The organism is Pseudarthrobacter sp. MOO14, from assembly GCF_058267675.1.
The window spans coordinates 2,083,565-2,103,758 of sequence record NZ_CM177849.1 but is presented as its reverse complement, the minus strand read 5'-3'; the positions used below and the strand labels follow the sequence as shown (position 1 = coordinate 2,103,758).

At 66.8% G+C, this 20,194-nt stretch carries 17 protein-coding genes and 1 tRNA gene; 6 read left to right on the top strand and 12 right to left on the bottom strand.

Annotation, left to right across the window (positions count from 1 at the left end):
• The first annotated feature begins 23 nt into the window (after nt 1-23).
• Nucleotides 24-1,490: an MFS transporter gene (locus tag AC4EEV_RS09910; RefSeq protein WP_347887140.1), complete on the top strand. Its 1,467-nt coding sequence runs from the start codon at nt 24-26 to the stop codon at nt 1,488-1,490.
• A 61-nt stretch (nt 1,491-1,551) separates the two neighbouring features.
• Here AC4EEV_RS09910 and AC4EEV_RS09905 read toward each other — a convergent pair whose 3' ends face one another.
• The 4 genes from AC4EEV_RS09905 to AC4EEV_RS09890 all read right to left on the bottom strand — a co-directional run bounded on the left by AC4EEV_RS09905 (nt 1,552) and on the right by AC4EEV_RS09890 (nt 5,208).
• Nucleotides 1,552-2,685 (bottom strand): FAD-dependent oxidoreductase, encoded by a 1,134-nt coding sequence (locus tag AC4EEV_RS09905; protein ID WP_347887141.1) that lies wholly within the window; start codon nt 2,683-2,685, stop codon nt 1,552-1,554.
• Nucleotides 2,686-2,723: 38 nt separating this feature from the next.
• Nucleotides 2,724-3,650, bottom strand: a complete 927-nt coding sequence (locus AC4EEV_RS09900; RefSeq protein ID WP_491330796.1) for an AEC family transporter — start codon at nt 3,648-3,650, stop codon at nt 2,724-2,726.
• 51 nt (nt 3,651-3,701) lie between these two features.
• Nucleotides 3,702-4,127, bottom strand: a complete 426-nt coding sequence (gene panD, locus AC4EEV_RS09895) for an aspartate 1-decarboxylase (protein WP_210411346.1) — start codon at nt 4,125-4,127, stop codon at nt 3,702-3,704.
• Between the two features lie 166 nt (nt 4,128-4,293).
• Nucleotides 4,294-5,208, bottom strand: a complete 915-nt coding sequence (locus AC4EEV_RS09890; RefSeq protein ID WP_491330795.1) for a LysR substrate-binding domain-containing protein — start codon at nt 5,206-5,208, stop codon at nt 4,294-4,296.
• A gap of 155 nt (nt 5,209-5,363) precedes the next feature.
• Between AC4EEV_RS09890 and AC4EEV_RS09885 the strand changes: the two genes are divergently transcribed.
• Both AC4EEV_RS09885 and AC4EEV_RS09880 read left to right on the top strand, forming a co-directional pair.
• The gene (locus tag AC4EEV_RS09885; protein ID WP_491330794.1) at nt 5,364-6,827 is read left to right on the top strand and encodes an amino acid permease; all 1,464 of its coding nucleotides are present in this window, start codon (nt 5,364-5,366) and stop codon (nt 6,825-6,827) included.
• 358 nt (nt 6,828-7,185) lie between these two features.
• Nucleotides 7,186-10,704 carry a bifunctional proline dehydrogenase/L-glutamate gamma-semialdehyde dehydrogenase gene (locus tag AC4EEV_RS09880; RefSeq protein WP_491330793.1) on the top strand — a complete coding sequence of 1,173 codons (3,519 nt, stop codon included), beginning with the start codon at nt 7,186-7,188 and terminating at the stop codon, nt 10,702-10,704.
• A 122-nt stretch (nt 10,705-10,826) separates the two neighbouring features.
• Here the strand turns inward: AC4EEV_RS09880 and AC4EEV_RS09875 are convergent, their stop codons facing one another.
• Together AC4EEV_RS09875 and AC4EEV_RS09870 are read right to left on the bottom strand one after the other, a co-directional pair.
• Nucleotides 10,827-11,141 carry a hypothetical protein gene (locus AC4EEV_RS09875; protein WP_018760710.1) on the bottom strand — a complete coding sequence of 105 codons (315 nt, stop codon included), beginning with the start codon at nt 11,139-11,141 and terminating at the stop codon, nt 10,827-10,829.
• A gap of 165 nt (nt 11,142-11,306) precedes the next feature.
• Entirely contained in the window at nt 11,307-12,161 is an 855-nt protein-coding gene (locus AC4EEV_RS09870) for a LysR substrate-binding domain-containing protein (protein WP_018760711.1), read from the bottom strand.
• A 141-nt stretch (nt 12,162-12,302) separates the two neighbouring features.
• Here AC4EEV_RS09870 and AC4EEV_RS09865 point away from each other — a divergent pair, with 141 nt between their 5' ends.
• Nucleotides 12,303-13,682: an MFS transporter gene (locus AC4EEV_RS09865; protein WP_491330792.1), complete on the top strand. Its 1,380-nt coding sequence runs from the start codon at nt 12,303-12,305 to the stop codon at nt 13,680-13,682.
• 101 nt (nt 13,683-13,783) lie between these two features.
• Here the strand turns inward: AC4EEV_RS09865 and AC4EEV_RS09860 are convergent, their stop codons facing one another.
• The 3 genes from AC4EEV_RS09860 to AC4EEV_RS09850 form a co-directional block, all read right to left on the bottom strand.
• On the bottom strand, nt 13,784-14,953 hold the full coding sequence (locus AC4EEV_RS09860; RefSeq protein WP_109045500.1) for a N(5)-(carboxyethyl)ornithine synthase: 1,170 nt from the start codon (nt 14,951-14,953) through the stop codon (nt 13,784-13,786).
• On the bottom strand, nt 14,950-15,090 hold the full coding sequence (locus tag AC4EEV_RS09855; RefSeq protein ID WP_018760714.1) for a hypothetical protein: 141 nt from the start codon (nt 15,088-15,090) through the stop codon (nt 14,950-14,952). The genes AC4EEV_RS09860 and AC4EEV_RS09855 overlap by 4 nt, the downstream gene beginning before the upstream one ends.
• 105 nt (nt 15,091-15,195) lie before the next feature.
• Nucleotides 15,196-15,266, bottom strand: a tRNA-Gly gene (locus AC4EEV_RS09850).
• Between the two features lie 242 nt (nt 15,267-15,508).
• Here AC4EEV_RS09850 and AC4EEV_RS09845 point away from each other — a divergent pair.
• Nucleotides 15,509-15,970: an SRPBCC family protein gene (locus tag AC4EEV_RS09845; protein WP_109045501.1), complete on the top strand. Its 462-nt coding sequence runs from the start codon at nt 15,509-15,511 to the stop codon at nt 15,968-15,970.
• Nucleotides 15,971-16,003: 33 nt separating this feature from the next.
• Here AC4EEV_RS09845 and AC4EEV_RS09840 read toward each other — a convergent pair whose 3' ends face one another.
• On the bottom strand, nt 16,004-17,716 hold the full coding sequence (locus AC4EEV_RS09840; RefSeq protein WP_491330791.1) for a CAP domain-containing protein: 1,713 nt from the start codon (nt 17,714-17,716) through the stop codon (nt 16,004-16,006).
• Nucleotides 17,717-17,860: 144 nt separating this feature from the next.
• On the opposite strand from AC4EEV_RS09840, the gene dcd reads away from it, so the two are divergent.
• On the top strand, nt 17,861-18,436 hold the full coding sequence (gene dcd / locus AC4EEV_RS09835; protein ID WP_018760717.1) for a dCTP deaminase: 576 nt from the start codon (nt 17,861-17,863) through the stop codon (nt 18,434-18,436).
• Nucleotides 18,437-18,470: 34 nt separating this feature from the next.
• Here the strand turns inward: dcd and AC4EEV_RS09830 are convergent, their stop codons facing one another.
• Both AC4EEV_RS09830 and AC4EEV_RS09825 read right to left on the bottom strand, forming a co-directional pair.
• Nucleotides 18,471-19,652: a cation:proton antiporter gene (locus AC4EEV_RS09830; protein WP_018760718.1), complete on the bottom strand. Its 1,182-nt coding sequence runs from the start codon at nt 19,650-19,652 to the stop codon at nt 18,471-18,473.
• Between the two features lie 5 nt (nt 19,653-19,657).
• Nucleotides 19,658-20,140 carry a cation:proton antiporter regulatory subunit gene (locus AC4EEV_RS09825; RefSeq protein ID WP_018760719.1) on the bottom strand — a complete coding sequence of 161 codons (483 nt, stop codon included), beginning with the start codon at nt 20,138-20,140 and terminating at the stop codon, nt 19,658-19,660.
• Nucleotides 20,141-20,194 lie beyond the last annotated feature (54 nt).

Sequence of the window (20,194 nt, the reverse complement as noted above, 5' to 3'; positions counted from 1 at the left end):
TCCACCTTACTGAAACGAGACTGATGACGACCGCCCGCGCCCAGGGAGTAGGGTTCCGGTCCGACCGCGGGCCCATCCTCATCGCCCTGATGCTGTCCACGGGACTCGTGGCCATCGACTCCACCATCGTGGCCACGGCCGTCCCGTCGATCGTCCGGGACGTGGGCGGCTTCGCATCCTTCCCATGGCTTTTCTCCGCATACCTGCTGGCGCAGGCGGTGTCCGTCCCCATCTACGGCAAGCTCTCCGACATGGCCGGCCGCAAACCGATCATCCTCACCGGCATCGGCCTGTTCTTGCTGGGCTCGGTGCTCTGCGGCGTGGCGTGGAGCATGCCCTCCCTGATCGCTTTCCGCGCCCTGCAGGGACTCGGCGCCGGCGCGGTGCTGCCCGTGGCCGTGACCATCGCCGGGGACATCTACACCCTGCAGGAGCGTGCCAAGGTCCAGGGCTACCTGGCCAGTGTCTGGGCCATCTCGTCCGTGGTGGGCCCCAGCCTGGGCGGCGTCTTCTCCGCCCTCGGCATCTGGCGCGGCATCTTCCTGGTCAACGTGCCGCTCTGCCTGCTGGCAGGCTGGATGCTGGTCCGCACCCTGCACGAGAATGTGGAACGGAAGAGGCACAAGGTGGACTACGCCGGCGCCGTCCTCCTGGCCGGATCGCTCGGCCTGCTCATCCTCGGTGCGCTGCAGGGCGGCCAGGCGTGGGCGTGGAATTCGCCCATCAGCATTGGCGTGTTCGCGGTGGGTGCCGTGCTGCTGGTCGCGTTCCTCCTGGTGGAGCGGCGTGCGGCGGAGCCCATCCTGCCTTCCTGGGTGGTGTCGCGCCGCCTGCTTGCCACCACCACCCTGGTGTCCTTCGGGGTCGGGTCCGTCATGATCGGCCTGACTTCCTACGTGCCCACCTACCTGGAGGGTGCGCTGTCCTCCTCGCCGCTGGTGGCCGGCCTGGCGCTCGCCGCGCTGACCCTCGGCTGGCCCCTGAGTGCCTCGCAGGCCGGCAAGTTCTACCTGCGGATCGGCTTCAAATCCACGGCCCTGATCGGCATCGCCATTTCCGTGGCGGGCCTGCTGATCCTGTCGCTGACGGCCTCCTCGCCCAACGTGGCGCTGATCGCGGTCAGCTGCTTCGTCGTCGGGCTTGGCCTGGGCCTGCTGGCCACCCCCACGCTGATTTCCGCCCAGTCCAGCGTTCCCTGGCACGAACGCGGCGTGGTGACCAGCACCAACATGTTCGCGCGGTCCATCGGCAGTGCCCTGGGCGTGGCCGTGTTCGGCGCCGTGGCCAACTCCATTTACGGCGGCAGCAGTGGTGGCGACGCCGACCCCGCCACGGTAATCAGCGCTTCGGGTGCCGTGTTCCTGGCCGCGCTCGTGGCCGGCCTCCTCACGGTGGCAGCGGTGCTGTCCATGCCGGCGGTCAAGGCCGAGGACAGCGGCAATTCCGACGCGGAGCCAGTGCCCACCAACGCGGACGGCAGCCCGGACTAGGGAATCCCGCCAGACCGGCACGCCAGCCCGGCGGCGCCGGCCGCCTTGGGTGGCAGCGCCGCTAGCGGGACGCCCGGAAGATCGACGGCGCTGGCCGGGTCCCGGTGGCAAGGTCGGCCAGGATCCGCCCCACCACCGGGGTGAACTTGAAGCCATGGCCGGAGAAGCCCGCGCCGATCACCACCGGCCCCACCCGGTCCAAAATGAAGTCCTCGTCCGGGGTGGTGGTGTACGTGCAGCTGATGGCCTCGAACGAATCAGGGTCCACGCCGGGCAGCCACTGCCGTGCGTACTCCTGCAGCGCTGCCAGCTGCGTTGGTTCGGGCAGAAAATCGCGGTGGTCCGGGTCCACCACCGGGCCCACCCCGTGCCAGCCGGCCTTGATGCCTTCGCCGGGGGTCTGCATGCCGTACACGGGGGAGTACCAGCCCTGGTAATCCGGGCCGGGATAGTGGTTGAATCCGGGCCACACCGCGCCGGGGTCCGCCACCCGGAAATGCGCCGGCTGCTCCTGCGTCACCCTCAGCTTCGGGATCCGCAACGCTGCGGCGCCCGTGCCCGCAACCCTGGCCAGCAGCTTTTCCGTCCAGCCGCCGGCGGTCACCACGGCCTGGGCTGCGGTGACCACTTCCGTGCCCGCAGCGGATTCAAGGCCCAGCCGCACGCCGTCGTCGAACACCTCGAAGTCCACCACCTTGGTATGGTGCCGGATCTCGGCGCCGCGGGCGGAGGCGAGACGCTGGAAGGCGGGCAGCGCCGCCTCCGGGTTGAGCTGGCCGCCGTCGGGCATGTGCAGGACCTGCTGGTCGAAGCGGATGCCGCGCCAGCGCCCGCCGGCCTCGGCAGGGTCCAGGAATTCGGCGCGGATGCCGGCCTCGGTGAGGGCCTCGGCAACCTTGGGGAGGTCGCCGCCGGGACCATGGGCCGCCACGCCGGTGCGCGCAAGCAGCTGCACGCCGCTGTCCTGCTCCAGCTCGTCCCACAGGGCGAGCCCCTCTGCCAGCATGGCCACGTAGTCGGGCTGGTGGTAGCCAGGGTTGAGGTTACGGGTGGCACCGTGGGAGGCGCCGATCTTGTGGCCTGGGCCGAATTGTTCCACCAGCGTCACCTGCCGGCCGCGGCGGGACAGTGCCCACGCGGCCGCAGAGCCCATGGCCCCGCCGCCGATCACGACGGTATCCAGCACAGTATTCATCAGCCCTCCAAGCTGCAGTTATGTCGGTTGGCCGGCGCTCAGGCCAGCAGCAGTGCCACGCCGATCATCGCCGGCACCGCCACCACGGTGGTGATGAGCACGGTGTCCTTGGCGACGGTAAGCCCGGTCTGGTACCGGCTGGCGGCTACGAACACATTCTGCGCGGTGGGCAGCGAGGACGTCACCACCACCGCGAACAGGGCATGCCCCTCCATCCCGAGTGCGAAGCGGGCAAAGGCGTAGGCCAGGGCCGGCTGGACCGCGAGCTTGAAGCCGCTGGCCAGCAGGGTGTCCACGCGCCGGCCGGCGGAGGCCTGCAGCGGGCGGCTGCCGTTCAGGCTCATCCCGAATGCCATCAGCATGGCCGGAATCGCGGCCCCGCCAATCAGGTGGATCGGCTCCATGACGAGCGCCGGCACCTGGAATCCGGTGCCTGCCACCAGCAGCCCCAGTCCGGAGCCCACGATCATCGGATTGCGCAGGATCATCAGGAAGAAGCCCAAAACCGTGGTCCGGTGCGTGCTGGTGCTCGAGTCCAGGACCATCAGGAACGTTGGCGTGAAGAAGGCCAGCTGGAAGATCAGCAGGGGCGCCACATAGCTCGCATCACCCAGGACATATACCGCGATGGGAATACCCAGGTTCGCCGAGTTGGCAAGGGACGCGGACATGGCTGACATCAGCGATTCCGGGAGGGCCCGCTTCAGCCAGAACCTGGCCAGCACCAGGTAGATCCCGGCCGTGGCGATGGCCGCCACCGCCGTGACCAGGAGCGGTTCGGCGAAGACTTCCTGCAGACGGGCCTTGCTCAGGGTTTCAAAGAGGAGCGCCGGGCTGGCGACGAAGAACGTCAGGCCGCTCAGGACGGGGCGGGCGTTATCACCAAGGATCCGCTGCCGGCCCACGAACCAACCCACCAGGATGATGCACCAAACGACGAAGAATCCCGCCAGCACCCCTAGCAAGGGTCAGCCGTTCGGGCACGGCGGAGGAAGGGACCGGGACACACGCTCCGGCTACAGGGTGGCGTTGTTAAGGGCGAAAGGGGGGCGCATCATGCCGGGAGTCAGGCCTTCGGCGGGATCATTGCCCAGCTGGATGATCCGGTTGTCCTGGTCGACATGGACCACCTTGGGCTGGTAGGCCTTGGCTTCTTCGGTGGTCATTTCGGCGTAGGTGATGAGGATGACGATGTCATTCTCGTGCATCAGGTGCGCCGCTGCACCGTTGATGCCGATGACACCGGAACCGCGCTCGCCGGCGATGGTGTAGGTTTCAAGCCGCGCGCCGTTGGTGACGTCCACAATGGACACCAGCTCGCCGGGCAGGATGTCGGCGGCTTCGAGCAGGTCGAGGTCAACGGTGACCGAGCCGACGTAGTGCAGGTCGGCGTGCGTGACGGTGGCCCGGTGGATTTTGGACTTGAACATTGTTCGATTCATAACGGCTCCAGTCTAGTCCTGCGGCCCTTTACCCGCAGTGACGCACGAAACATACGGGCCACGACGCGCCTGCGCACCGGCGCGGGTTCTCAGGGCGCAGGGAACGCACCTGCGCAACGCCGGGCGGCGTGGCTGCGCACGGAAGGACGCGGACGACGGCGGCCGGTCACCCGGCGTCGTCCGTTGCCACCGCCGCGGCAGCCGCAGCCAGGGTCTCCCGGGCGGCGAGGATGGCCGGGCGCTGGGTGCTGGAGCGGCGGACCGAGGTGAAGATGGTGCGGTGCGGCTTGCCGGGAAGCTCCAGAAGCTGCGCGGTGGTGCCGCGGCCCGTCCACACCAGGTCCGGCATCAGGGCCACGGCGTTGCCGGACTCGATCAGGCGTGCCTGGGCCTGCAGGTCGGCGGTTTCAAAGCGGACATCGGGCTCGAATCCTGCGCTGCGGCAGGCTTGTTCCGCCCAGTGGCGCGAAGCGGCGCCGCGCGGTTCCATGACCCAGGCCAGGTCTGCCGTGTCCTCCAGGAAACGGATCCCGGGTCCGTTGCCGGAGGCCGGGGGAACGGCCAGGCGGATGGCGTCTGTAGTCAGCTTCACCTTGTCCAGTTCCGGGTAGCGCGGGGCCGCGTGTCCCGGATATTGCTCGGCAATCACCAGGTCGAAGTCCCGCGCCCACGTCTCATGCAGCGCCGTCTCGGGCTCGCGCTGGATCATTTCGATCCGCACCTCGGGGTAGGCGGCGGCCATGCGCGTCAAGGTGTCCGGCATCAGCGCCAGCGCGGCCGACTGGAAGACCGCGATCCGTACCGTCCCCGTGACTGTGGTCAGGGATGCGGCCAGATCCGCCTCGGCCTGCTCCATGGTTTCGAGCAGCTGAGCCGTGTGCGCCACGAGCACCTCGGCCTGGGGCGTCAGTTGCACCCGCCGCCCGGTCTTCCGGAGCAGTTCCACGCCCACTTCCTTCTCCAGCAGGGCCAGCTGCTGCGATACCGACGACGGGCTGTACTGCAGTGCCTCGGCCACCTCCGCGAGCGTCCCACGGATGCTTAACTCCCGGAGCAGCCGCAGCCTGCGGACATCAAGCATGGTGGATTCCTAACTGAAACTAACGAATATAGGTTAGAAGTAGTCACTTTATCTAACGCAATTGCGCACGCATACTGTTGAAACCGAGTTACCCCCGTCACAGCCAGGTTTCTTGGCGTGCCGCGGCGGGGTCGCACCCCAACCAGGAGTTCCTGATGAGCAGCAAAGATTTGAGCCAATCGATCATGCGGCGAAAGCCCATTGATGACATCGAAGAAGAAAACAAGCACAGTGGACTGTTCAAGTCCCTTGGCCTGTGGCAGCTCACCGCCATCGGCGTTGGCGGCATTATCGGCGTCGGCATCTTCTCCCTCGCGGGACTGGTGGCCGCCGGCAGCGAAGGCACACCCGGGGTGGGGCCCGCGGTACTGATTTCCTTCCTGATCGCAGGGCTGGCCTCAGCGGCCGCAGCCCTGTCCTACGCGGAGTTCGCGGGAATGATCCCGCGCGCCGGCTCCGCCTACACCTACGGCTACGTAGCGCTCGGCGAGGTCATCGGCTGGTTCATCGGCTGGGACCTGCTGCTGGAATACATCGCCATCGTGGCGGTGGTGGCGATCGGCATCTCCGGCTACCTTGACGCCTTCCTGGCCGGCATCGGCATCCACCTGCCGAGCTGGATGACCTCCACCTTTGACGAGGGCAAGGGCGGCATCATCAACATCCCTGCCATCCTGGTCTGCCTCCTGGTCACCTGGATCCTGTCCCGCGGCACCAAGGCGTTTGGCCGGTTCGAGCTGGCAGCCGTGGCTATCAAGGTGGTCCTGATCCTCTTCATCATCGGGCTTGGCGTGTTCTACATCGATACCAACAACTACAACCCGTTCATGCCCAGCGGCTTCGGCCCCGTGGTGGCAGGCTCCGCCACCGTCTTCTTCGCAGTCTTTGGTTACGACGCCATGAGCACTGCGGCCGAGGAAGCCAAGGACGGCAAGAAGCACATGCCCAAGGCCATCGTGCTCTCGCTCATCATCGCCATGCTGCTCTACGTTGCTGCCACGCTCGTCCTCACCGGCATGCAGAACTACAAGGACATCGACCCCAAGGCAGGCTTCGCCTCGGCCTTCACCTCCGTGGGGCTGCCGGTTATCGCCACCATCATTTCGGTGTTCGCCGTGCTGTCCATCCTCACCGTGATGCTCACGTTCCTCCTGGGCGTTACCCGCGTGTGGTTCTCCATGAGCCGCGACGGACTGCTCCCCGGCTGGTTCGCCAAGACGGACCACCGCGGCACCCCGCAGCGCGTCACCTGGATCGGCGGCATCGCCTCCGCCTTCCTGGCCGGCGTGTTCCCCATCAAGGCAGTCGCGGACCTGACCAACATCGGCATCCTGGCCGCGTTCGTCGTCGTCTGCCTGTCCGTGATCATCTTCCGCTACAAGCGGCCTGATGCTCCCCGCACGTTCCGCCTGCCCCTGATGCCCGTGATCCCGGCGTTCGGTGTCCTGGCTTCGGCCTTCCTCATGCTGCAGTTGCACTGGGAGACCTGGCTGCGGTTCGTGGTGTGGCTGATCATCGGCTTGGTGATCTATTTCAGCTATGGACGCAAGCATTCGCTGATGAACCCCAACAGCCCGCGCCACCAGGAGCTCGCGGACACGCACCGCCCCCTGTCCTGACCCCCTCCCGACGCCCGCTCACATCCGACCGTTATTCCTGAGACGCCCGCTCACATCTGGCGGCGGTTCCTGAAACGCCCGCTCACATCTTGCAAGAACAGGGGACCCTCCTGCGCATCACGTGCAGGAGGGTTTCGCTGTTTAGTCGCAGAATGTGAGCGGGCGTTTGGAATTTATTCGCAGGATCTGAGCGGGGGTTGGGGTTTTGAGTGTCAAAGGTGAGCGGGGGTTGCGAAAGGGGCTAAAAGATTGGTTTTCCTAACCTGTACTGGTTGGAAAAGATCGCTTTATCTTATGTGATTCGAAGCTCATACTGGTGGAAAGACCTCCTCCCAACCCAGGAAAGAACGGGAAAACCATGACCCACGTTGCAATGGAACCGGCAGCCCCCGTCGCTGCCACGGCGCAGACGGTCGACGTCGACGTCCCCCAGGCGAAGGCACTCGCCGACGAAGCGGTCGCCTTGGTCCGCCGCTGGCTCAACGAAGCGTCGAAGGTTCCGGTCGACGCCTCCGCCCAACAGCTCGCCGGCGTGCTGAAAGACCCCAACGGCCTGGAGTTCACCGTTGGATTCGTGGACGGCGTGGTCCGCCCCGAGGACCTGAACGTCGCAGCCCGCAACCTGGCCGCACTGGCCCCCAAGGTTCCGGCCTTCCTGCCCTGGTACATGCGCCGCGCCGTGGCGCTCGGCGGCACCATGGCCCCCGTCCTGCCCCAGGTGGTCATCCCCGTGGCCCGCAAGGTCCTGCGCGAAATGGTGGGCCACCTGATCGTTGACGCCACCGATGCCAAGCTGGGACCGGCCATCGCAAAGATCAAGAAGGACGGCATCAAGCTCAACGTCAACCTGCTCGGCGAGGCGGTCCTCGGCGAGCACGAGGCCTCCCGCCGGCTGGAAGGTACGCACACCCTGCTGGCCCGCCCCGACGTCGACTACGTTTCCATCAAGGTCTCCTCCACCGTGGCCCCGCACTCGGCCTGGGCCTTCGAGGAAGCCGTGGAGCACGTCGTCGACAAGCTCACCCCGCTGTTCCGGCGCGCTGCCTCCTTCGCGGGCCCCGGCAGGAAGGCCAAGTTCATCAACCTGGACATGGAGGAGTACAAGGACCTGGATATGACCATCGCGGTCTTCACCAGGATCCTGGACAATCCGGAGTTCAAGGACCTCGAAGCCGGCATCGTGCTCCAGGCCTACCTCCCGGACGCACTGTCCGCCATGATCCGGCTGCAGGACTGGGCCGCCGCGCGCCGCGCCAACGGCGGGGCCGGCATCAAGGTCCGCGTGGTCAAGGGCGCCAACCTCCCCATGGAGCAGGTGGAATCCTCGCTGCACGACTGGCCGCTGGCCACCTGGGGCTCCAAGCAGGACTCCGACACCAGCTACAAGCGGGTCATCAACTATGCGCTGCACCCGGACCGGATCAAGAACATCCGGATCGGCGTGGCCGGCCACAACCTCTTCGATATCGCCTTCGCCTGGCTGCTGGCCAAGCAGCGCGGCATCGCGGATACCGCAGAACAGGGTATCGAATTCGAGATGCTGCTGGGCATGGCCCAGGGCCAGGCCGAAGCCGTCAAGAAGGATGTCGGCTCCCTGCTGCTCTACACCCCGGTGGTGCACCCGGCCGAGTTCGACGTCGCCATCGCCTACCTGATCCGCCGCCTCGAAGAGGGCGCCAGCCAGGAAAACTTCATGTCGGCAGTGTTCGAGCTCAGCGAGAACGAGGGACTGTTCGAGCGGGAAAAGCAGCGGTTCCTGTCCTCGCTGGACGCCCTGGACAACACCGTTCCGCTGCCCAACCGCAGGCAGGACCGGAACCAGGCCCCGGAGGCCCTGCCGCACACCGGATTCCGGAACACCCCCGATACCGACCCCGCGCTGCCGGCCAATCGCACCTGGGGCCGGGCCATCCTGGAACGCGTCCCGTCCTCCACCCTGGGCAACGCCGCTGTTGAGGCCGCCTTCATCAACGGCGAAGCCGCGCTCAACACCGCCATCGAAACCGCCGTGGAAAAGGGCAAAGCCTGGGGCAAGCTTTCCGGCAACGAGCGCGCCGAGATCCTGCACCGCGCCGGCGACATCCTCGAGGCCCGCCGCGCCGATCTCCTCGAGGTGATGGCCAGCGAGACCGGCAAGACGATCGACCAGGGCGATCCCGAGGTCAGCGAGGCCATCGACTTCGCGCACTACTACGCCGAGTCCGCACGCAAGCTGGACACGGTCGACGGCGCCACGTTCGTCCCAGCCAAGCTCACCGTCGTCACGCCGCCGTGGAACTTCCCGGTCGCCATCCCCGCAGGCTCCACGCTTGCGGCGCTCGCCGCCGGGTCCGCCGTCGTGATCAAGCCCGCCAAGCAGGCCGCCCGCAGCGGTGCCGTGATGGTCGAAGCCCTGTGGGAAGCCGGCGTCCCCAAGGACGTCCTGACCATGGTGCAGCTGGGGGAGCGGGAGCTCGGCCGGCAGCTGATCAGCCACCCGGCCGTGGACCGCGTGATCCTCACCGGCGGCTACGAGACCGCCGAACTGTTCCGCTCCTTCCGCAAGGACCTGCCGCTGCTGGCCGAAACCAGCGGCAAGAACGCCATCATCGTCACCCCCAGCGCCGACCTGGACCTGGCAGCCAAGGACGTGGCCTACTCCGCATTCGGCCACGCCGGCCAGAAGTGCTCCGCGGCCTCGCTGGTGATCCTGGTGGGCTCCGTGGCCACGTCCAAGCGGTTCCACAACCAGCTGATCGACGCCGTCACCTCACTCAAGGTGGGCTACCCTCAGGATCCCACCAGCCAGATGGGCCCCATCATCGAGCCCGCCAACGGCAAGCTCCTCAACGCGCTCACCACGCTTGGCGAGGGCGAAAGCTGGGCCGTGGAACCGAAGAAGCTGGATGGCACCGGGCGGCTGTGGAGCCCCGGCGTGCGGTACGGCGTCAAGCGCGGCTCCTACTTCCACCTGACCGAGTTCTTCGGCCCGGTCCTGGGTGTGATGACCGCTGCGACGCTGGAAGAAGCCATCGCCATCCAGAACCAGATCGAGTACGGACTCACGGCGGGCCTGCACTCGCTCAACACGGAGGAACTCGGCATCTGGCTGGACACCATCCAGGCCGGCAACCTCTATGTGAACCGCGGCATCACCGGCGCCATCGTGCAGCGCCAGCCCTTCGGCGGTTGGAAGAAGTCAGCCGTCGGAGCCGGCACCAAGGCGGGCGGCCCGAATTACCTGGCAGGCCTGGGCGACTGGGTTCCTGCCACCAGCACCGCCACTGCCCCGGTGACTCACGGGGGTGTCCGCCGGGTCCTGGACGCAGCCGCACCGGTTCTTGGCGCCGCAGCGCTGGAATCGGTCCAGCGGGCACTGGCGTCCGACGCCGAGGCCTGGGCCGGGGAGTTCGGCACCGCCAAGGACGTTTCGGGCTTGAGCGCGGAACGCAACGTCTTCCGCTACCGGAACCTCCCCGTCACGATCCGCCTGTCCGAAGGTGCTCCGCTGTCGCACCTCGTACGGACCGTGGCGGCCGGCGTGCTGGCGGGCTCCGCGCTCACCGTTTCCACCGCCGTCGAACTTCCGGCCCAGCTGCGTGCCGTGCTCACCGCACAGGATATTGAAGTGACGGTGGAGTCCGACGCCGGCTGGCTGGCTTCGGCAGGACGCCTCGCCTCCGCGGGCAAGCTGTCCGGCGGCCGCATCCGCCTGATCGGCGGCGATGCATCCGCCCTTGCCGAGGCGACCGGCGGACGGCCCGACCTTGCGGTGTACGCCCATTCGGTCACGGAGGCCGGGCAGGTGGAGCTGCTGCCGTTCCTGCACGAGCAGGCCGTCAGCATCACCGCCCACCGGTTCGGAACCCCGAACCACCTCTCCGACGCACTGATCTGAGCCATTGAGGCTCTGATCCCTGGAAACCCGCGCGCCGCAGCCAGGCGCAAGGAAAGGCCGGGCAGCCACTGAACGGTGGCTGCCCGGCCTTGTCTCTAATGCAGTGTGTCTGGCCGGTTTCTTTAGCCCAAGTACCAGCCGGGCGGCGTCCAGGTCACTGGGACGTTGTGGGCCGAGAATTCCTCGCAGTGGGTGCAGGTGTAGGCCACTTCGCCCAGTGCGGCCACGCTGCCGTCGCGACGGTACGTGGGGGGAATATAGGACTCAAGGTAGACGAATTCGTCGGTCCGGCACTTGTCGCAGGTGGGTTTGCCGACGTATCCGGTATCAACCGAAGCCCGTCCGCTGCCGAGGGTGCTCTGGCGGGTGGAAGGCCGTGCCTCGGCGTACGGGCGTGCGTGCGCGGAGTTGAGATGGGTGTTCCTGGCTGTCGTCATTGGCTGCCTGTCCCAAACGCGGCCGGCATGCGGACGCGCGTCTGTGTTAGTGAACGCGGCCTGCTGCTTGACCTTGGTAATAGAGCATAGGGGATGGCACCTCCCCTATCAATGGACACGGTCCCCCTAATCCCGCCAAATGCTGGAATTCGGGCTGCCACGGGGTTAAGTTTGGCGGTTAATGGTCCGGCCAACGATCGATTGGGTGAGGGCGTCAATTACCTCTGAGTTTGCCAGCGGATTGCGGATCAAGGTGAAGTCCACATCTCCCACCGCGGGCAGGTCGAAGCGCCGGGTGATGATCTTCAGGTCATCCGGGACCAGTGACGTGGGCATGACGGCAACGCCGATGCCCGCCCGGACGGCCGCGAGCACCCCGCTGATCTGGCGGGTGGTGCAGGTGATCCGCCAAGTCCGGCCGTGGGCTTCCAAGGCATCGATGGCAAGTTTCCGGCTGAGGCTGGGGGACGGGTAGGCGATCAACGGCACGGGCGTTCCGGGTTCCAGTGACGTTTGTTCAAGGCCCACCCACGAGAACGAATCATGCTGGACCACCGTGCCGTCCTTCGCCCCGGCCACCCACTTTACGAAAACCAGGTCCAGTTGGCCGGCGTTGAGTTTTCGGTAGAGCTGGTCACTTTGGCCCACCGTGAGTTCCAGGTTGATCTGCGGATAGATCTGCCGGAATTCGCGCAGGATCCGCGGCAGCCCGGTGATGGCGAGATCATCCGCCGTGCCGAACCGCAGCCGCCCGCGCATTGCGGACCCGGAAAAGTAGCGTGCGGCTGCATCGTGGGCCGCGAGGATATTCCGGGCAAATCCGGCCATGGCGTCGCCGTTGTCGGTGAGCCGCACGTCCCTGGTGTCCCTGGCGATCAAGCTGCGCTTGGCGGCCGTTTCAAGCTTGCGGATGTGCTGGCTGATGGTGGGCTGCGCCAGCCCCAGGCGTTCGGCGGCCTTGGTGAAGCTCAGGGTATCGGCCACCGCAAGGAAGGATCGCAGTTGGGCTGGTTCAAACATCTCGGGACTCCCGCGGCATTCACAGTCGGCGTGTATTGCGTTTTGCAATACGAGTTATAGGGACCATACCGCTCCATAATTGGCTCCACCAGCCTAGCGTTAAAGACATCCCAGACCGCCCGCAATTTTGAGGACACACCTGTGGCACCCCCACCGCCTTCGTCGGCCTCCGTCACCCAGCCAGTTATCGACGCGGCGGGCTCAGCGCCGCCGGATAACCAGACCCAGCCGCTCGCCGTCGTCCCTGAAAAGCTGCCTTGGCGGCACACCTTCATCTCGCTGAAAGTGCCCAACTTCCGGATCTTCGCCATGGGCCACTTCATCGCCGTCATCGCCATCTGGATGCAGCGCATCGCCCAGGACTGGCTGGTGCTGCAGCTCTCGGGATCCGTGACGGCCGTGGGGTTCACGGTGGCCCTGCAGTTCATGCCGTCCCTGGTGCTTGGCCCCTGGGGCGGGATGATCGCGGACAGGTTCGCCAAACGGAAGATCCTGATCCTGTGCCAGAGCGTGGCCGCCGTCCTTGCGGCGGCGCTGGCCGTCCTGGCCCTGACCGGCGTGATCATGGTGTGGCACGTCTACGTCATCGCGTTTGTCCTGGGCCTGGTGACCGTCCTTGACCAGCCCGCCCGCCAGGTGTTCGTCAACGAGCTCGTGGGCCCCAAGTACTTGCGGAACGCCATCAGCGTGAACTCCACCACCTTCCAGCTGGGCGGCCTGATCGGGCCGGCCATCGCGGGGCTGCTCCTGACGGCGGTGGGGGCCGGCTGGGCGTTCGCGGCGAACGCGCTGGCCTGCTGCTCCACGGTGACCATGCTCCTGCTCCTGCGCAAGGACCAGCTTTTCGTCAGCGCCCCGACGCCCAAAAGCAAGGGCATGCTCCGGGAGGGGCTGCGCTACGCCCTGAGCAAGCCCACCATTTACTGGCCATGGCTCATGGCCGGGTTCATCGCGGTGTTCGCCATGAGCCTGCCGGTGCTGCTTGCCGCGTTCGCGGACCACGTCTACCAGGTGGGGGCCGGCGGGTATGGCCTCCTCAACGCCCTGGTGGCACTCGGGGCACTGTTCGGCGCCGTGGCGTCCACCCGGCGTCGGCAGCTGCGCCTGCGGTCCGTGGTGTTCTGCGCCGGGATGTACGGACTGATGCTCTGCCTGGCTGCCCTTGCCCCGTCCATGGTGTGGTTCGGGGCGGTCATGGTCCTGTCCGGGTTCTGGTGCCTGATGTTCCTCACCGGGTCCAACCAACTGGTGCAGGTCAGTTCCAACATGGCCATCCGCGGCCGGGTCATGAGCCTGTACATCATGGTGCTGATCGGCGGCCAGGCGCTGGGCGGGCCCATGCTGGGCTGGATCGCCGAGCATGTGAACCCGCACGCCGCGCTGCTGGTGTCCGGTGGCGTACCCGCGCTGGCCGCGTTGTCGGTGGGGGCCGTGCTGGCCCGCAAGGGCGGCCTGCAGCTCCGGATGGACCTGAAGGGGCGCCACCCGTTGCGGATCGTCAGCCGGCACGCCGGCGCCTAAAACCCCGGCGCCCCAAAAACCCGGCGCCTAATAGGGGCCGCAGGCGCTACTGGGGCAACCGGGGTCGGCGCCGTGCCCGGTTGCCCTTCGGGGGGAGCTGCCTAGAGGGCTGCCAGCTGCAACGCCGGGTGCGGGTACTCCGCGGCGCGTTCCTGGAATTGCAGCACAGCCTCGTTTCGAATGACGCCGTCGCGGATCTCGATGGCCCGCGCTATGGTGTCGTTCGCGTCCCACGCTGCCGGTCCGCCCATGACTGTTTCGAGGAACGGTTGAAGCGCCTGGCTGATCTCCCAGCTTGAGGAGTTCCAGAGGTAGGACGGGCTGTGGTCCACCGCGTAGTAGTTGATGTGGTCGCCGACCGTGATCATCGGAGCCGCAAACGTGGTGGACTTGGCCCAGCTGAAGCCCATGCCATCATCGCAGGAAACATCAACGATAAGGCTGCCGGGGCTGAATGCTGCCAGGTCCTCGGTCCGCAGGTACGTGAGCGGGTTGTTCGGGTCCTGCAGCGTGCAGTTGACCACGATGTCGCTCTCGGCGAGGAACGGTGCCAGCGGAACCCTGCCCCGTTCGGTGATGACCTGGCTCAGGAAGGGAGCCTCGTCGTCGTGGTCGAACTGCACGATGTTCACTGAATGGATGGGGGCGCCCACCGCTGCTACGCCGCGGTTGGTCAGCACCTGGACATCGTGGATGCCGTGCGCGTTCAGCGCCGTCACCGCCCCGCGCGCCGTGGCGCCGAAGCCAATCACGACGGCGCTTAGCCGGCGCCCGTAGTCCCCGGTGGAACCCGTCAGCGCAAGGGCGTGCAGGACCGAGCAGTAGCCGGCCAGCTCATTGTTCTTGTGGAACACGTGCAGGCCGAACCCGCCGTCGCTGGCCCAGTGGTTCATCGCCTCAAACGCGATGAGGGTCAGTTTCTTGTCAATCGCCAGCTGGGTGATGGCGCGGTCCTGGACGCAGTGCGGCCACCCCCAGAGGACCTGTCCGTCCCGCATCTCCGCCAGGTCTTCCGGCTGCGGTTTGGGCAGGAGGACGACGTCGGCCGCGGCCAGCAGTTCTTCCCGGGCCGCCATGCGTCCCACCAGCGTGGAGAGGTGGCTGTCCGGGACGCCGAAGCGCTCGCCGTAGCCCTGCTCCAGGATGATGCGCTGCCGCAGTGCGGGGGCGATCCGTTCGACGTGCAGGGGGTGGATGGGTACGCGGCGCTCGTCCGGTTTTCGCGTGGAGGCCAGGACGCCCAGGCTCAGCCGGGGTTCGTGGCCGCTCACTTCTTTTTTGCGGCCTTGGTGGACGTGATGTCCAGGGAGCTGGCCGGCGCTGCGGCGGCCTTCTTGTCTGCGCGCTTTTCCTTGATGGACTTGCCGGACTTTTTTGATGCCGATTGACGCGGGGACTTGTCAGCCATGATTGCTCCTGTAGCGGAACCGAAAGGGTTCCTGACTACCGACCCTACACCCCTGCACCTAATGGGCACCGGGGTGGCTGCAACATGCGGGGAGGGAGGTTTCAGAGCGGCTGACGGGAATCGAACCCGCGTATCAAGCTTGGGAAGCTAGCGCTCTACCATTGAGCTACAGCCGCATTGCCCCCATTCGCGCGGGGCAGAACTTAGCTTAGCGCAGATCGAGGGGCTCCCCGCCAACCCGGCAAGCAGGGCGTTGCGTGTCCTCCAAACCCGCGGCGTCATCCAGTAACTCTTCAATAACGTCGGCCCTGCCGGCTAGGTCCGGCGGACGGGCGCTGGCTAACCTGATCCGGGTAGCGGCCACGTTGGGGGGAGGCGGCTACTGCGGCAGCCGACGTCAACCACAGGAAATATCTTCATGGCAAGCGCAGAAAACGAGGTCCTCATTGAGCGTGACGCCATGGCCGTCTACCAGTACCTCCTTGACGCCACCAACCTCCCCTCCTGGCGGCACGACGTCCGCAGTGTCAAGCTCGTGCAGGGTCCGGCCGACAGCAAGGGCGCCGTTTACCGCAAGATGGTGGCCGGCCGTTCCGGGCTAAGCATTCCGGCGGAGCTGGAAATCACCAATATCCGGCCCGGGGCTGAAATCGAGTTCCACATCGTTTCCGGGCCCGCCACCCGTTGGGGCGGGTACTACCTCAGCACCGAAGGCTCCGGCACCCGCGTCAGGTTCGCCGTGGAGGCCAAACGCGAAGGCCGGTTCAGCATCTTCAACCGGTTGGGGCTCCTGGACGGGATGCTGCAGCGCCGCGTCAGCTCCGACGTCGGCCAGCTCGATCGGCTGAAGGACGTCCTGGAACTCCAGCCCGCCCTCTGACCCCTGCGGGGCCGGCGGCCCCACCTCCCGGGACTACTGCGCCAGCCGCTGGCCGGTCCAGGGCCCGGCAATGTTCGACGGCGACGCGAGGCTTCCGGAGCCCAGGTCCCAGTACTGCACGGTGTCGTTTGCCCGGCGCAGTGCCACCCCCCGGGAGTTCAGCGCGGTGACGTTGCGCAGCGCGCGGATCCCGGTGACGTCCGTCCATCCCGTGGCTACGGTGGGCCGTGCCTCAGCGCGAAGCGTGGTGGTACCCCACCCGCGGTACAGCGTGGCAGTGCCGTCGGCCTTGAGCGCCAGGATGTCCTGGAAGCCGTCACCGTCGTAGTCCACCATGGCCAGCCGGGAGGCGGTGATGCCGGTGGCAATGGTGACGCGGTCGGCAATGTCGCCGGTGCCCTTGTTCGGGTAGAGGAACAGGTTTCCGGAGCCGTCGAGGGCAAGGATCTGGGGCATCCTGTTGTTGGCGCACCAGCCTCCCACCGCCAGGGCCAAGGTGTTCCAGCCGCCGGTGCCGAGCGTGATGGGCGCCTGGAATCCGCCGGTGGCGATACCCCGGTAGAGGGCCAGGTTGCCCGTGGTCCACTGGACCAGGACGTCGTAGGTGCCGTCGCGGTCCCAGTCCGTCACGAAGACTTCCTTGGCGCCGGCGAACCCTGAGCCGATCACTTTCGCTGCGGCGTAGGTACGGGGGCCGGTGGCTGCCCTGTTCAACAGTTGCCCCGCGGAGTCGACCGACACGAGGTCAGCCGGGCCGGTGATGGCGGCGGCGGAAAGGTTCAGGGTGGGCGGCATGTGCCGTACCGGGGCATCGCAGAGGCTTGGCGGGGGTGCCGGGAAGGGCCCGCCGGAGCCAGCGCCGCCCGGGGAATCGAGGGTGCCGGCGGGCAGCGTGGTGTACCCGAAGAAGTTCACCACTCCCCAGATCTGGTAGGTGGAGTTGGTGTAGGAGATGCCGGCTCCCATGACGTTGAACCTGGGATCCAGGAGCATGGCGTTGTGCCCGGGGGAGCCCTTCCACCATTCCACGAGCTGGGCGGCGTCGCGGTCCGTGCGGATGGCGATGATCTCACCGGCCCCGTTGTTGGGGCTCATCGCGCGGGGGTCTGTCCAGAAGGAGGCCCGGTGTTCCACCACCTCCCGGGTGGCGATGTTGTCCGACCATTCCTGGGACAGGCCGGCCACGGTGGGGTGGTATTTCACCTTGTTCAGGCCGTTGGCCACCCGGTACTCATTGATCTTGGTGAAGACCGTGAGGATGGCGGCGGCGTTGCTGTCCGGGACCAGCGCCTCGGTGGAGGGCAGCGCGGTGGCCGATTCGGGTGCGGCCAGCTGGGCCGGGGCGGCGAGTTCGTGGTCGGGCGCCCAGAGCGGAGGGATGGACGGCACGTCGGATGTCGTCGCTGCGGAGGTGGCGGTGGGGAGCGCTCCGGTGGACGGCGTGGTTGACGGCGTGGACGGGGAGGATGCCGCCGCCGTTGATGACGTGGCGGGCGCGGACGCAGCCGCGGGCGGGGTGGAGGCGGGCAGCGGTGAAGCGGCCCGGATGTCCGGGTCCACGGCCGGCGTGAGGTTTCCGACGCCTGTGTTCGCCGCAGCGGACCGGCCGGCGTCGCGCACCAAGGGAGCAGCGAGGGTGATGCTCGCCGTGCCCGAAGCCTGGCCAAACGGCGGCGCAGGAGGAGCAGTGGCGGACGATGAGACCAGCGCCAACGCGCAGAGCACGCCAATAAAAGACGGTGCCACCAATTTATTCACAACATCCCCAGCTCTGTCATGCCTACCCGGGAGACCATTCCGGCGGCTTTCATTCGCAACATTAGCCCCACGGGGCCACAGCAACAACGGGAAAGTGCGGGTGTGGATAACCGATACGGTAATTTGGGAGCCGTGCTGATCTCTGACCGCGACATTCGTGCCGAAATTGATTCCCAGCGGATCGTGCTGGAACCTTACGACCCCGCGATGGTCCAGCCATCGTCCGTGGATGTGCGGATCGACAAATTCTTCAGGTTGTTCGACAACCACAAGTACGCGCACATCGACCCAGCGCTGGAGCAGCCCGAACTGACGCGGCTGGTGGAAGTGGAGCAGGACGAAGCGTTCATCCTCCACCCTGGGGAGTTCGTCCTGGGGTCCACGTACGAAACCGTCACCCTGCCCGATGACATCGCCGCCCGCCTGGAAGGCAAGTCATCCTTGGGCCGGCTTGGCCTCCTGACACACTCCACTGCAGGCTTCATCGATCCTGGTTTCTCCGGGCACGTCACGCTGGAGCTGTCCAACATGGCCACCCTGCCGATTAAGCTCTGGCCCGGCATGAAGATCGGCCAGCTCTGCTTTTTCCGGCTCAGCTCCGCCGCGGAGTTCCCCTACGGCCAGGGGGAGTACGGCAACCGGTACCAGGGCCAGCGCGGTCCCACGGCCAGCCGCAGCCACCTGAACTTCCACCGCACCAGCATCTAGCTCCGGCAGCGCTGGATCCGGCGGCGCGGCAGCCCTAAACCCGCGGCGCGATCACGGGCCGCCGGATGGCAGCCTTTGCCAGGGGTTCCACGTAGCGCGCCGCCAACGGGCCCAGCACCGCCATGAGCAGCACATAGGCCGTGGCCAGCGCCGCCAGCTGGTGCGGAACCGCCCCGGACGCGACCGCCAGCCCCGCGATCACGATGGAGAATTCGCCGCGTGCGATGAGCGCGGCGCCGGCGCGGAAGCGGCCCGGGCGGGCGATTCCGGCGCGTTTCGCCGCCCAGATACCGGTCAGCATTTTGGTGCCCGCAGTGACTGCCGCCAACACCAGGGCCCAGCCCAAAACCGGGGGGATGGACGTGGGATCCGTGTTCAGCCCGAAGGCCACGAAGAAGATAGCGGCGAAGAGGTCGCGCAGCGGCTCGAGGATGCGGGTGGCGCTGTGTGCCGTGGCGCCGGAGATGGCGATGCCCAGCATGAAGGCGCCCACCGCAGCGGACACCTGCATGGCCGACGCCGCGCCGGCTACCAGCAACGCGGCACCCAGGACGTTGAGCAGGAAGACCTCGGAATTCTCGCTGTGGACGGCTTTGGAGACGTGGTGCCCGTGCCGCAGCGCCACCATCAGGACCAGGCTCACCACCGCCAGGGCGATTCCCACCGTGGTGAGGCCGCCCAGGAAACTCACACCTGCGAGCGTGGCAGTGAGGATGGGCAGGTACACGGCCATCGCGAGGTCCTCGAAGACCAGGATGGACAGCACTACCGGTGTTTCACGGTTTCCCAGCCGGCCCAGGTCCGTAATGACCTTGGCAGCAATGCCGGACGACGAAATATACGTGACCCCGCCCATGACCATGGCACCGACGCCGCCCCAGCCCAGGACCAGCGCCAGGCCTGCGCCGGGAATGAAGTTCAGGACCAGGTCCAGGACGCCGGCCTGCCACGAACGGCGCAGCCCGGTGAAAAGCTCGGCAGCCGTATATTCCAATCCGAGCATAAGCAGGAGGAGGATGACGCCAATTTCGCCGGAAAGGTGCGCAAACTCGTGCATTCCCTCCAGCTTGACGATGCCGCCTGCCCCGAACGCGAGTCCGCCCAGCAGGTAGAACGGGATGGGGGACATTCCAATCCGGCCGGCCAGCCTGGCCAGCAGGCCGAGGCAGAACACAACGGCCCCCAGCTCAATGAGGGTCTGGGCCAACGGGTCCATTCGGCTTAGCCGTGGCGCAGGATATTGGCCGCGGAGTCCAGGCCTTCCTGGGTGCCCACCGCCACCAGCAGGTCGCCAGGGTGGAGGACGACGTCGGGCCCGGGCGAGGGCAGCACCTCTCCTTCGCGCATGATGGCCACAATGGAGACGCCGCACCTGGTACGGATGCAGGCCTTGCCCATGGGCTGGTTCTGGAACGGGGAGTCAGCGGCGATGGAGAACTGGCGGGTAACGATGCCCGGGACGTCCTTGTGTTCCTCGGCGAGCTTCATGGCCAGGTGGGTGCCGCCCAGGAGGTTGCCCAACGTGGCGGCTTCGTCGCTGGTGAGCGGAATCGACGCCTGGCAGGTATCAGGATCGTCCCAGGTGGAGACGATGAGTTCGGTCTGGCCTTCCCGCAGCTCCACGACGCCAATGCGGCGCCCCGAGGCGGTCATGAAATCCCTCCGGCGGCCCAGGCCGGGCAGGTTGGTTTCGTCCACGTTCATGGTTCCAGCCTAGTCTGCCTGGCAACACCGGGCCCGGGCCCTGGCCGGGTGCCT